Source organism: Salmonella enterica subsp. enterica serovar Typhimurium str. LT2 (genome assembly GCF_000006945.2).
Classification (GTDB): Bacteria; Pseudomonadota; Gammaproteobacteria; order Enterobacterales; family Enterobacteriaceae; genus Salmonella; species Salmonella enterica.
Window position 1 is genome coordinate 2,901,455 of sequence record NC_003197.2, and the last position, 13,346, is coordinate 2,914,800.

General features: G+C 40.6%; 11 protein-coding genes and 7 other annotated features. Of the genes, 4 read left to right on the forward strand and 7 right to left on the reverse strand.

Annotation, left to right across the window (positions count from 1 at the left end):
- The first annotated feature begins 29 nt into the window (after positions 1-29).
- The gene (locus STM2761; RefSeq protein NP_461688.1) at positions 30-1,904 is read left to right on the forward strand and encodes a putative inner membrane protein; all 1,875 of its coding nucleotides are present in this window, start codon (positions 30-32) and stop codon (positions 1,902-1,904) included.
- A gap of 259 nt (positions 1,905-2,163) precedes the next feature.
- On the opposite strand, the gene STM2762 is transcribed toward STM2761, so the two are convergent.
- Complete coding sequence (locus tag STM2762) at positions 2,164-3,447, reverse strand: putative inner membrane protein (RefSeq protein ID NP_461689.1); 1,284 nt, start codon at positions 3,445-3,447, stop codon at positions 2,164-2,166.
- Positions 3,448-4,018: 571 nt separating this feature from the next.
- Positions 4,019-4,024, forward strand: a ribosome-binding site (putative RBS for STM2763; RegulonDB:STMS1H002839).
- Here STM2762 and STM2763 point away from each other — a divergent pair.
- Positions 4,019-4,621, forward strand: a protein-coding gene (locus tag STM2763) for a putative integrase (protein NP_449149.1). Within the gene, positions 4,025-4,621 belong to an annotated coding region; the region does not span the whole gene. It overlaps the preceding feature by 6 nt.
- A 380-nt stretch (positions 4,622-5,001) precedes the next feature.
- Here STM2763 and STM2764 read toward each other — a convergent pair.
- The 4 genes from STM2764 to STM2767 form a co-directional block, all read right to left on the reverse strand.
- Complete coding sequence (locus STM2764) at positions 5,002-5,469, reverse strand: putative integrase core domain protein (RefSeq protein NP_449150.1); 468 nt, start codon at positions 5,467-5,469, stop codon at positions 5,002-5,004.
- A 146-nt stretch (positions 5,470-5,615) separates the two neighbouring features.
- The gene (locus tag STM2765; RefSeq protein NP_461692.1) for a putative transposase occupies positions 5,616-5,889 on the reverse strand. Within the gene, positions 5,616-5,882 belong to an annotated coding region; the region does not span the whole gene.
- Positions 5,884-5,889: a ribosome-binding site (putative RBS for STM2765; RegulonDB:STMS1H002840), on the reverse strand. (Overlaps the previous gene by 6 nt.)
- Positions 5,890-6,334: 445 nt before the next feature.
- Positions 6,335-6,980 (reverse strand): putative cytoplasmic protein gene (locus STM2766; RefSeq protein NP_461693.1). Within the gene, positions 6,335-6,973 belong to an annotated coding region; the region does not span the whole gene.
- Positions 6,970-8,959 (reverse strand): putative superfamily I DNA and RNA helicase gene (locus tag STM2767; protein ID NP_461694.1). Within the gene, positions 6,970-8,952 belong to an annotated coding region; the region does not span the whole gene. Before STM2767 ends, STM2766 begins: the two co-directional genes overlap by 11 nt.
- Positions 6,975-6,980: a ribosome-binding site (putative RBS for STM2766; RegulonDB:STMS1H002841), on the reverse strand. (Overlaps the previous gene by 6 nt.)
- Positions 8,954-8,959, reverse strand: a ribosome-binding site (putative RBS for STM2767; RegulonDB:STMS1H002842). Its footprint lies within the gene STM2767.
- 259 nt (positions 8,960-9,218) lie before the next feature.
- Positions 9,219-9,224 (forward strand) — a ribosome-binding site (putative RBS for STM2768; RegulonDB:STMS1H002843).
- Here STM2767 and STM2768 point away from each other — a divergent pair.
- Both STM2768 and STM2769 read left to right on the forward strand, forming a co-directional pair.
- Positions 9,219-9,530 (forward strand): putative transposase gene (locus tag STM2768; RefSeq protein ID NP_461695.1). Within the gene, positions 9,231-9,530 belong to an annotated coding region; the region does not span the whole gene. It overlaps the preceding feature by 6 nt.
- Positions 9,513-9,518, forward strand: a ribosome-binding site (putative RBS for STM2769; RegulonDB:STMS1H002844). Its footprint overlaps the gene before it by 6 nt.
- Positions 9,513-10,393 (forward strand): putative transposase gene (locus STM2769; protein ID NP_461696.1). Within the gene, positions 9,527-10,393 belong to an annotated coding region; the region does not span the whole gene. The genes STM2768 and STM2769 overlap by 18 nt, the downstream gene beginning before the upstream one ends.
- Positions 10,394-11,172: 779 nt before the next feature.
- Here STM2769 and fljA read toward each other — a convergent pair.
- Together fljA and fljB are read right to left on the reverse strand one after the other, a co-directional pair.
- Positions 11,173-11,712, reverse strand: a complete 540-nt coding sequence (fljA, locus tag STM2770; protein ID NP_461697.1) for a repressor of fliC — start codon at positions 11,710-11,712, stop codon at positions 11,173-11,175.
- Between the two features lie 67 nt (positions 11,713-11,779).
- Positions 11,780-13,307 (reverse strand): filament structural protein gene (gene fljB, locus STM2771; RefSeq protein ID NP_461698.1). Within the gene, positions 11,780-13,300 belong to an annotated coding region; the region does not span the whole gene.
- Positions 13,302-13,307 (reverse strand) — a ribosome-binding site (putative RBS for fljB; RegulonDB:STMS1H002845). (Overlaps the previous gene by 6 nt.)
- Positions 13,308-13,346 lie beyond the last annotated feature (39 nt).

The window sequence follows — 13,346 nt, forward strand, 5'->3', positions numbered from 1 at the left end:
CAAGATTCATCTAAAACCAAGATTGTGTCATGAAAATTTCATATTTAAAATCATCTCCGTCAATGATTGAAGTTTTAAAAAATAACTATGAAGCATTTATAATTCAAAACTATAAATTCAATCACTTAGGTTTATTTCATGACGAAGACAGTATTTATGCTGTAATACAGAATTACAAAGAATCTAATACTACGTTAGATGAAATACAAGAACTTTACAACTACAGATTTAAAACCGCAGGTGTTCCGGGACCAACGTTTACAGAAGAAGTAAAAGACAACTATATAAAAATAGATCTTAGAAATACATATGAAAAAGTAAGTTTATTTGGCCAACCATTTAACGCATTCGAATTTAATAATAACATACGCATAGCCATACCATCTAAATTTCATCCTTTTCATGTTGACATGAAGTGGTCCGACAACAGTTTTACATTTACCTTCAATAAAGAACTTACTCCTAATGATATTGATGAAATCATTTTAATATGTGAAAGCTTAGGTTTTTATGGTTATAAATACAATATTAAAACAGACCATGAACTACCTGATTATAATCATCAAATAAAGAAAAGTAATACACAAGGAAATCTTACATTAGTTGCGAGTCAATACCTTAGGAATAATCAACCTAAAGAAATCTTGGAGAAATATGAAGAGGATCAAGACTTTTGGACAGAAAAAAGAGCCAATATTTTTTCAGATGTCAATCTAACCAAGGATGAATGTCTTATTGATTCATTCAGAAAGAGTCAAAACAGATGCTTTGTCGATGCCAGTGTATTTCCACGAAATAACATAAGAGAATATATATCACTGTATGACACTGTAATCATTGCAATTCCATTAGCAGATTCACCCAATAGTCAGAGTTTTTATGACATTTTTAAAATAAGCAAGATTGAGCTGTTAGAGTTAGTTCGACGTGGACGTATAAAATTCGTCGCATTCCAAAATCTCCAGCGGTATGATTCAAATTTTTTGGCGGATGTTCTGTCTGTTGATCCAGAATGTGTATTATTTTCAAGAAGATTAGCCGCCGCGACATTATTAGCAATTAGAGAAAAAACAGGATTATTTGGATTCGCATTTGATAGCAGCACTCAATATAACTTATTGAAAGAATGCTACAATTCAAAAGTCGATGCACTTAAAATATTAGCAGAGTCGTTATCGGAAAATATAGCATTTTTTGAGTATGGCATAAATCAAAGAGGTGCATTGGGTATTAGTCAATTTTGTGGGGCAAGCTTTGCAGCCCAAATATATAAATCACGCGGTCGCGATTATGGTATTGAGCTAATGACAAGCGCAATGTCACTTGAGTTCTCACTAGGGCTAGGGGCACATCACTTTCCCTTTGAGCACACAGGTTATTCTGAGGTAAATGCCTGTAAAATCCTTAATGGCATATATAATGGAGTTCAGCAATCACAAAATGAACTTCGAGAAATGGAGATACAGACTTTACTATCAAATATTTTCACTATTAATAACGACATGAATGTTCTCGAGTTAGATGACATCTTAAGCAAATACAGTCGACGTATGATCCCACAAATATTACAAGAGTATGCCCATCTGACACCTGAAGAATTAAGCTTTAAGATATACTCTCTAAATAAAGATATTAAAGCAATTGAAAAGAGGAAGCAAAACTTGTCTATTTTAGACTTGTCAGGTTTTGCCCCAGTAGTTGCAGGGGCAGTAATGGAGTATAAGGGACTATCGGGAGCGGGTTATATTGCGTTGCTACCATGGATTTTCAAATTATTAAAAGTCACCACCAATAATTCAAAGATATTCAGCAATGAAATATTTAGTAATTTAGAAGCTTTAACTTTAAATACTCCAAGAAACACAATGTTGGTACATAAAATAAGACAAGACATGCCTAAATAGTACGTTTTAATTCGATGCATTATACTATTTGCACATCAACCAAGCCCATACGAATATATGGGCCATAACGATGCTTTCACAGGTATGGCCATTTATTTGGCAAATTTTAAATCAGATCGTTTAATCTTTTTTTCTAGTATAGCAACTATTTCTCTTAACTTTTTTATAAGTTCAATAATCGCCCTACATTGCATCCATCACAAATAAAATGAATTGAGAATGAGTTCATTGAAAAAATCTCATCAATTCATAATGTAATTTAGTGATCTTTTGAAGAATAACCCTCGATCTCTATAACAACTTCTAAAGTATACCCACCATTCTGGCTTGCAAAATCCTCTTTGGTAATAGACACATAGCGATTATCTTTCTTTATCATAACTGGGATCTTACTAAATAGCTCATTAATATTAAAGTCATCATCCCCTAATGCTTTTGATATTAATTCTTCCGCAAGCAATGAAATGGTATTTTTTGAACAATTTGATATGGGTGAATTATTTATATTAGCTCTTAACTTGAGTTTCTTAGCAGCATATTCATCTCCATATAAATAATATGCAACACTATCACGAAATAAACCATCATTACCAATCTCAATCATATGACTACATGATATCCAAGTATCAAAACTGAAATGATAATCATTGGTGTCAACTCCTTTTCCAACAAGAAAATCTTTGGCTAAGAATGGTGACCACCCATATTTATTATCTACTTCGGGTGGATTAGATTCGATTTTTTTCCGTAATTTTACGTCTTTTAAACTTGCCTTAATTCCTTCTTTCGTCTTAATTTCATTAATATGTATGTTTCTTACCCAGCGATTAAGAGCATCAAGATCTGTTCTAAAGAAGCAAATCGCTAATTTTTTTGCATAATTAAACAGAGCCTCATCGTCAAAATATATTTTTAATCCTAATAACTTAGTTTCATAAGCTTGATAAAGGTAAAGCATATAAATAAATGGCATAAACGAAAATGATAATAAAACTGGCGTCAGAAGTTCAGTAAGATTAGCCCAAGAAAACGTTACCGAAGGCGACATAATTGAAACAAAAAATGAATGGGCAAAATAAAATATAACGAAAACGCCTAGCACTACCTTTATCGTCGCTCCGATTTTTTCTGTTTCTTTTTTCGTATTAGCTACGACAGCCAGCAACCCTAAAAAAAGCATAATAGGGTATATTATAAACTCTATAGCAAAGGAAAAACTTTGTAGTTCAAGAATAAATGTAAGTAGAGCACTTAATCCAATCGTTTCTTTGATTTGTGATTTAAAATAATACTTACTGCTCTTTATTTTATGTGTTTCAAAGATTGTTACGAAAGCATATGTAATTACCCATACCAAAGTGGTCTTAAGATTATCTGTACTCCAAACACCAATTTCATAAAAAAGCACAATACAAATAGACGTCCAAACAACCGCAAATCCTAATACTGTCAAAATTTGTTTATGGAAAAATGTTTTGATAAGTTGATAAAAAGAATCTCTAATATCCTTTTTACACCAAAGCAGAGCAATGATTATTAACATCCATATAACAAAAGCATACTCTCTACTATTAATGTCCATTTAGTCACCATTACTCAGTTAAATTCATTTCAAAGTTACATTTTATCAAGCCTTTATCATTTTAAACTGAATTACGGTAGGCGTACCAACTTTGTATAAGATAGAATACAACAAGCTTCATGCTTCTTTTTTAGATAGTTTGTTGTTCGTGCCTATCGTACACTTTGCGACTGTTCGTTTTGCATCTATTCCAAGCATCAATCAATACAATAAATTTCAGCACCATAAAGATAATAATAAAAATCAACAAGATACGAAAACCCCTTCCATATCAACATCATCACCACCCTTTTTGCGCCTTCCCTTCCCCGCAAAAAATAAAAATCTCCAACAAACTCAACCATCTCCCCCACCAATTACAAGGACGCCAGCCACTTTTTAGTTGTTTGAAGTTCAATGAAGTCTACTAAGCCCGCACAGCACAAGCTCTGCGGGCTTTTTTACGTCTATTGTCGTCCAGTGAGAATTGCTGAGAACTACGAGTTATGGCACCCTGAATGAGACCCACTAAGAAGGGTCCAAAAATCGAGGGTCCCAAATGGCAAAAATCGCTAAGAAGCTCACTGACACTGAAATCAAAAGCACTAAGCCAGCCGATAAAGAAATCAACTTGTTTGACGGTGATGGTCTGATTCTACGAATCGCTCCTTTGGCGAAGGGAGGGAAGAAAAATTGGTATTTCAGATATGCAGTGCCTGTGACCAAAAAGCGAACTAAGGTGAGCTTAGGAACCTATCCTCATCTTACACTTGCCAAGGCACGAGCTTTACGTGATGAATACTTGTCGTTGCTTGCAAATGGTATAGACCCACTAGTTCATAACACCCAGAAAGCCAATGCCCTAAAAGATGCAACGGAACATACATTTCAAGCAGTAGCCAAGAAGTGGCTTGATGAGAAAGTCAAAACGTCAGGCATCTCCCGGGACCATGCTAACGACATCTGGCGAAGTCTTGAACGAAATATTTTCCCCGGTCTGGGTAATGTGCCAATCAATGAGATCCGTCCCAAGCTCTTAAAACAGCATCTTGATCCAATTGAACAACGAGGAGTACTGGAAACTTTGCGACGGCTCATTTCCAGGTTGAATGAAATCTTCCGTTGGGCGGCTACAGAAGAGCTGACCCGCAGATAATCTGGGCCAACGTTTCAGTAAGCCTAAAAAGCAGAATATGCCAGCCCTACCCCCCTCTGAACTCCCTCGTTTTCTGGCAGCACTGAACAATGCATCTGTCCGTTTAGAAACAAGACTACTGATTGAATGGCAATATAAACAGACCCGTTTTAGTTCCAGGCATTTTTTGAGATCCCGGTCAAATGATTGTGTTGCCGATATTCCTCCGGCGTCATATTGTTCAGTGATTCATGAGGGCGTTCACAGTTATATTCTGACACCCATCTTTCCGTGATTTCCCGCACTTCATTCAGCGTTCTGAACAGATAAAAATCGAGTATTTCTGTACAGTATGTTCGGTTAAAGCGCTCAATAAAAGCGTTCTGCGTCGGCTTACCCGGCTAAATAAATTCCAGTTTTACTGCATGTTGCTCTGCCCATTCAGCCAGTGCAAGTGAGATAAATTCCGGACCATTATCCATGCGTAGCATGACCGGATAGCCGCGATTTGCCGCGATCCTGTCGAGTACACGGACCACGCGCAAGGCTGGCAGATTCAGATCGATTTCAATCGACAATGCCTCACGGTTAAAGTCATCAACGACATTGAACGTGCGAAAACGACGGCCACAGACCAGGGCATCATGCATAAAATCGACAGACCAGCTCTGGTTCAGCGCTTCCGGCGTGGCCAGTGGCGAGGGGTTACGCACCGGCAGCCGTTGTTTGCCCTTACGGCGAAAATCCAGCTTCAGCAGACAATAAATACGGTGGATCCTTTTGTGATTCCACATGTATCCCTGCCGCCGCAGAACCTGAAAAAGCTTCGGAAAACCGTATCGTGGATACCGTTCAGCTGCCGCCTGCAATGCGGTAATAACGGGTTCGTCACGTGTGTTATCCGGACGGTAATGATAAACCGTTCTGCTCAGGTTCAGGCTCCGGCAGGCCTGACGGATACTGAGTCCGAATGCCGTTATCAGATGAGTGACCAGCTCACGCTTAAAGGCTGGTTTTAAAGCTTTTTTTCGATAACGTCTTTCAGCGCCCGGTTCTCAAGGCTCAGGTCGGCAAACATCTGTTTGAGGCGTCGGTTCTCGTCCTCAAGATCTTTTATCTTTTTAATATCAGAAGGTTCCATGCCGCCGTATCTGGACTTCCAGTTATAGTAGGTGGCTTCAGATATACCGGCCTCCCGGCAGGCATCTTTAACGGTTCGTCCGGCTTCAACCGATTTAATTACGGCAATGATCTGATGCTCGGTAAAACGGGCTTTACGCATAGCGATCTCCTTTGTTGGCAGATTGATTATGCCGGAGGATCTCTAAATGTGAATGGCACGATTATGCGGGATACTTACAATGGGGCGTGGAAAAGACTCTTAGGTAATTGTTGTCTGTTGTAGGACATAGCGGCAGGTTAAGCAGTGAAATTAGGAATAGTTAGCTTGGAGTTAGATGCAGACGTTCTTCAGATACTATTTCAGATTCAGTTCGTGCATGTCTGCAGTAACTTCTGCAATATTACCAGCAGACAGTGAGCAAATGTGTGTCTAGGCATAGAATCCGCATCTCCCCACGCCTGCGGGACAGTATCCAGAGCGGACTAAGTTACTTAGATATCTGGCTGGCAACGGAAACGGTGAGAACAATATAAAAATGCATTTATCAAATTTAAATAAAATGATTGCTTATTTTCCCATTACTAATGAGCGCCCAACAGGGCGCTTGTGAATCAGGTCAGATATGGCCGATCTTTACTGACATCAAACAAGTCCAAGAAAAATGTATCGCCTATCCGAATATTAGAACCAATCTTTACATTAGTAGAGTTGTTGCAGAAGAAATCAAAGTGATATCTTGGATGCACTTTACCCCTAGCATTTTTAAGATCATCGTCAAATCTGAAGTATCCGTGATCAACTAAAAGCAATGAAGAAATTGCATCACAATAATTTATTGCCTGCTGAATATCTCTATCAAAGTTATCACATAATTCTACAGCAATGGCCTCGTAAGAAAAGGAGCCATTACCGCAAGTAGCAATTACATTTCTGCATCGGGAAATAAATTCAGCATTAACAGGAAGAGCATAAGCATCATAATTAAAGCAGATATTGCTTTCATACTCGATTACCTGAAAAGGTAAGTTCATAGTAAAAAAACCATCTGTTTTTTTTACCAATATACGCTTATGTGTACCTGTGCTTATTAATAAATCGAAATCCTTTGTTTCTTTATTCCAGGACTCATGACATGTGTTTAATATCTCTGCGGTAACAAGCAGATTTTCTAGGTTAGAAAATGCATCCCTTACAGCACAAAACTTGTCAAGATATTCTGCTGGCACGTTATTGAAAAAGTAAAGGCTCATAGTTTTTTGTTCCTTTCATATTCTATTTCAATCAAGCCTTTAATGTATTCCCCGTCAGCATCATCATCTTCCGCAATTATCCTTTCGACTCGATCAGTTATTTTTGCTATTAGTCGAGGTGTAGACTTCTTGTCTGCGCAATAACTTTTAACCATCTGAGAAATTGAAACCGACTCATCTAGAACAATAAAATCTTTTTGACTTTGTATTTCTTCATCTGAAGGAAGCCTTACATCCATGTAGTTGTTTTCATTGAGAAAGTTCAGACCTTCGAGAATTGTAGGGATTGCCGGATTTTCATTATCATTATTTAAAACTAAGTGACTTTCTAAAAATGACCTCGCCATCATAGTGTAGAGTGCATTTCGAAAATTAGCTCTCTTCACCAGTTTCATGGCAAAACAAATAACAAATGGAAATTCAAGACCTTTTGCATTATTTATATTAGAAATAAAAAGTTTACCATCTTGCTTTGATTTTGTTTCATGTGAGATATTTGAATCCCACCCAAGCTGTTGTTTTACTTTTGATTTTAGCGAATGAATGTACTCATAAATATAACCACCGGCGTCAAGAAAAATAACAGCAATATCTCCTTGCTCTAAAGATGGATTGCGTTCCTTAATATCGATTATAATATCAACTATTTTATCTGGCCCATTATCTGTTCCTTCTAACAAATGAACAGCAGTACTTTTATGATTTTTGGGAATATCTTCAAAACGCCTCAAAGGGTCTCTTGATAAATGGACTCTATCTCCTACTTTTTTATATTTATACCCACAAGAATCCCATTCAGGCTCTTTTAACCAACGCAGAACAGGTTCCTCGTAGAGTCCCATTCCTAAGGCATGAGAAAACATCAAATTCTTAGGATCTGTGCGGTAGCATTTTTTAAGAACGATATCTGCTCGATTCACGTTATCGCTAATCGGCATGAAAATATTTTGGAAAACGTCACCTGCTACATATAATTTTTTAGAAGTAACCATTTCACAGAGATCAATGAAGCTTTGTGGGAAGTCTTGACTTTCGTCGATAAATACGTAATCAAGTGCCTTTTTATCAGCTCTCCCACTATTATTTATATCTGCAATGGCTTTCTTACATAGGGCATCAAAATCGCCATTACCAAATCCCCCAAATGGAATTTCGTAATAATGGCATATATATCTGTACATTCCAGAAAAAGGTTCTTTAGTCAAACCCCAAGAGTTGAAGCAAAAAAGTTTTGTACCCCATTCTATCTGTTTTTCGACTCGCATAAAATCGAAAAACTCAGGGATTCTGGTTCTCATTGTGGAAGCGAGAATTTTATTAAAGCAAGTAAATGCAATTCTAGAATCAGGGTTTTTTGAATAAATCTCTTTTAATTTGTGTAAAAGTAATTCAGTTTTACCTGAACCAGCTAATCCTTGTATTACACTCTTTTTTCCAAAGCCACTCTGGAAGACAAACTTTGTTTGATCCGTATCAAATAAAATAATTTTGGATTTTATTGTATCTAATAAATTATTTGCTTCAAGGTTAATTCTTGATGTGTCGTTAATACTACCAACAATAAGTGAGATAATTAAATCAATCACCCTACTTTCTTTAGTTTCGACTTCCAGTTTTTTGAAATCGATATCATTACGAGAAAGCGATTCAAATAAAATTTGCCACGATTTTTTCCTGCCGATCTTATCTCGATACTTGAATTTCTCCGCTAAATAAGAAACATCTTCGAGAAAATCTTCCTGATACTCCTCAAAAAGATCATCGTCATCCCCAAAATCTATAAAAAAAGGTTTTATACCAGAAGAAAATACTGCAATCGCTCGGTCATAATCATACTTTACATCCTCATTAGATAGAGGTCTGCAAAGAATATATGTTTGTTTTTTATGCTGCTCAGCATAGCTGTTTATTATTACATCAACACCAGCACTTTGAGCCAGAGCTAATGCATCCTGAGAGTAAAAGCAGTAGTTGGACATTAAACTTCCTCTTTAGCGGGTTGTCTACTCATTTCAAATTCTTAGTTGTGTGCTGTGCGAGCTAATGACTGTCTTTGTTCTGAATCATACTCTTTACACAGAAAAAAAACACTTTGCAGCTTCGTTAAGGTGGCTCGCGTTCCGATAAACTTTAGCCTGCTCTGCAATGTCGTATCGTAAGTTATTCGTTGGGATGAGAGGGTAAACCTACCTGATCTTACCCAGCAATAGTGGACACGCGACTAAGTGAGTAAACTCTCAAGTAAGAGGTGACTCACATGACAAAACCAGCATTAACCACCAAAAAGCCACGCAAGCAGCACACGCCTGAATTTCGTCAGGAAGCCCTGAAACTGGCTAAGCGCATTGGTGTTGCCGCTGCAGCCCGTGAGCTCAGCCTGTATAAATCACAGCTCCACAACTGGCGAAGCAAACAGCAAAATCAGCTCTCTTCTTCTGAACGCGAGCAGGAGATGTCCGCTGAGATCGCCCGTCTGAAACGTCAACTGGCAGAACGGGATGAGGAACTGGCCATTCTCCAGAAGGCCGCGACATACTTCGCGAAGCGCCTGAAATGAAGTATGTCTTCATCGAAAAACATCAGGCTGAGTTCAATATCAAAGCCATGTGCCGTGTATTTCAGGTTGCCCGTAGCGGCTGGTACGTCTGGCATCAGCGTCGTCATCAGATAAACCGGCGTCAGCGGTTCCGCCTTGTCTGTGATAACGTCGTCCGGGAAGCATTCAGTGACGCAAAACAACGCTATGGTGCGCCACGCCTGACGGATGAGCTTCGTGCTCAGGGTTACCAGTTCAACGTGAAAACCGTGGCGGCCAGCCTGCGTCGGCAGGGGCTGCGGGCGAAAGCCTCGCGCCGGTTCCGTCCGGTCAGTTACCGCAAACATGGTCTGCCAGTCTCAGAGAATCTGCTGAAGCAGGACTTTTACGCCAGCGGCCCGAATCAGAAGTGGGTGGGTGACATCACGTATCTTCGCACTGGTGAAGGCTGGCTTTATCTGGCCGTGGTTATCGATCTGTGGCCGCGGTCAGTCATTGGCTGGTCGATGTCCTCGCGGATGACAGCACAGCTTGCCTGCAATGCGTTACAGATGGCGCTGTGGCAGCGTAAATGTCCGGAAAATGTCATCGTGCATACAGACAGAGGCGGTCAGTACTGTTCAACGGATTACCAGAGCTTACTGAAACGCCATAATCTGCGGGGAAGTATGAGCGCCAGAGGTTGTTGTTACGACAATGCCTGTGCGGAAAGCTTCTTCCATACGCTGAGGGTGGAATGTATCCACGGAGAGGACTTTGTCAGCCGGGAAATAATGCGGACAGCAGTGTTTAATTATAGTGAGTGTGATTACAATCGGTGGCGTCGTCACAGTGCCTGTGGCGGTCTCAGTCCGGAACAATTTGAAAACCAGAACCTCGCTTAGGGTTGTGCCCATATTACGCGGGTAGGATCAAGCTTCCTTCAGTCTTTTGGGGATCATACCGTGCACCTTATAGGGATTTCACGGTAATATTTAGTAATGCTCAAGTTCTTTTATTTTTAGATTTCATAAAGATAGAAACCATAACATTAAAGGGGGGTACTAACACGACCAATTAACTTATTATGCACCTTTTCCACTGCACCCGTTTTCCCCCATATAGCTTCAGCATTGCATCAGCAAAGCTGTCATCCAGCGCGTAGAATTAACCTTCAGGCAAATTGAGAACTTCAGCAAATCGACAAACCAGTTCGAAGTGAGTTGGGTTATCAACCCACAAATAGCATTAAATTAGACACTATGTAAAACTTGGAACCCCTACAGTATCACAGAAGGCGTTGGCGTACCCATTGAGCCAAATTTGAGCCTTCATAAAAGGCCTGGTAAATTTTGGGATTATTGGGATCGATAGCTACGGCCTCTTACATCGCTTCAACTCGTTCGGCAAGCATGAATGAAGAGTAATCATCACCAGACGACAATAGTGTAACTGCCCTCTTTCCTGGACTGTTCCGGTATCCCAGGAGAAAGTACTTTATCAGTGTTCATCTCTCTTATGATGCCCGTGAACCCAAATGCGTCGCGGAACCTACTTTTACCTTCTTCTGACAAGAGCAAGAGTCTGGCACGATGAATACCTTCCATGACCTCCGTTCATTAGGTCCCCTCCGGTAGCCCCCTAAGTTTTACTTTTCTCACGGAATTTTTTATTACCGTAGGCGTTATTCAGCGTAGTCCGAAGACGTGATCCTGCTCACCCAGTCAAACATAACTTGCATATGATTGCCATTGGATGTCCTCACACCAACCTGACACGCATTTACGCCTGTCGTTTTGCCAGTCAAAACCTGTCCATACTTCATATAGATTTTGATACCGACTCCCTGTTTATAGCACTTATTGCAAATCGAGAAATAATCTCTTCTTGATGGAGTATATTGCTGAAGATTAAATCCGTCAGCCGGCACCAGCGAAAGATTAAAAGCGTCATTACCTGATAATTCTTCAAGAATTGCCAGAGACTCTAGTTTAACTTCAATGCGCTTATTTCCTTTAGGTTTATCCGAAGCCAGAATCAAATTTTCCTTCGGATTAAACTTCGCAATGTAGCCTGTGATTATCCGGGCATTATTACTCACCAATCGAACAGGGATATCATTAAAACGTAGAAATTGAACTCGACGAGCAAGCATAGAATAATCCCGCGGCCATATTTCAGCTTCTCGCCCGTAGGAAATATCATTTACAGCCATACATTCCATAAATATATATTCATCTATGCTAAATGAAAAAGCCCCGAATTCACGGGGCTGAATAAAACGAAATAAATTAACGTAACAGAGACAGCACGTTCTGCGGGACCTGGTTAGCCTGCGCCAGAACGGAAGTACCGGCCTGCTGCAGAATCTGCGCGCGAGACATGTTGGAAACTTCGGTCGCGTAGTCGGAATCTTCGATACGGCTACGCGCTTCAGACAGATTGTTTACGGTATTGCCCAGGTTGGTGATAGCAGAGTTGAAACGGTTTTGTACCGCACCCAGATCAGAGCGCAGCGCATCCACCTGCGCCAGCGCGGCATCAATTTTCTGCAGCGGGTTTTCGGTGGTTTTAGCGGCTGCTTCCGCCAGCTCTGGTTGTGCTTTGAAATCATGACCAGCGGCTTTGCTGGCATTGTAGGTTTTACCGTCGATAGTAACGACTTCGGTTTTACCGTCTACGCCACCCAGTTGGTTAGCCGCTGTTTTGGTAGTGCCGTCAGCAGCAGTATAACTTGTAGTTTTAGCTTTAATTGCTCCTGTCGCTTCATCGTAATCTGCGGCGTAATACTTATCGCCAGCTTTAAGCGCATAACCGCCTTCAATTGTCTTACCATTTTTATCGGTATAAGACATTTTGACCAACTCAGCGCCATTAGCATCGGTAGCGTCAACGCCGCCAGCAATTAAGGCATTTTTAGCATCTGCTGAAACAACTGCCGGTGTATCTTTTAACTCCTGTACTTCTGTTTTAGTTGTCGCACCAGCAGGCATTGTGGTTTTAGTTGCGCCAGCCGCAAGGGTTACTGTACCGTCAGTAGCAACGTTAACTTCATAATCGCCATTTTTGGCGGCATCAGCACCAGTAAAGCCACCAATAGTAACAAAGTACTTGTTATTATCTGCGTCAAATTTAACCGCACCACCGGTTACAGAAGCCGTACCATTCGTACCACCCGTAGCCGCTTTAATAGCTGCATCATCAAGACCCGATACATCCAGTGTAGTACCATTATTGGCATAAGCTTTCGTTGTTACTGCTGTATCTTTCACATCATACGCTTTCTGCACGTTCAGTGAGTCCAGACCCAGGGTCTGAGAGTTGATCTGCTTCAGATCGATATCGATAGTTTCACCGTCGTTGGCGCCAACCTGGATGGTCAGGGTGTTGTCCTGCGCCAGGACTTTCACGCCGTTGAACTGAGTCTGGCCGGATACACGGTCGATTTCGTTCAGGCGCTGGGTGATTTCAGCCTGGATGGAGTCGAGGTCAGACTGGGAGTTGGTGCTGTTAGCAGACTGAACCGCCAGTTCACGCACACGCTGCAGGTTGTTGTTGATTTCGTTCAGCGCGCCTTCAGTGGTCTGCGCAATGGAGATACCGTCGTTAGCGTTACGGGAAGCCTGAGTCAGACCTTTGATGTTCGCGGTGAAACGGTTAGCAATCGCCTGACCTGCCGCATCGTCTTTCGCGCTGTTGATACGCAGACCAGAAGACAGACGCTCGATAGCGGTGCCCAGTGCGGACTGGGATTTGTTCAGGTTATTCTGGGTCAGCAGCGACAGACTGTTAGTGTTGATTACTTGTGCCATAAAATTTTCCTTTTGGAAGGTTTTTGATAAAGCAATCCTCCATGAG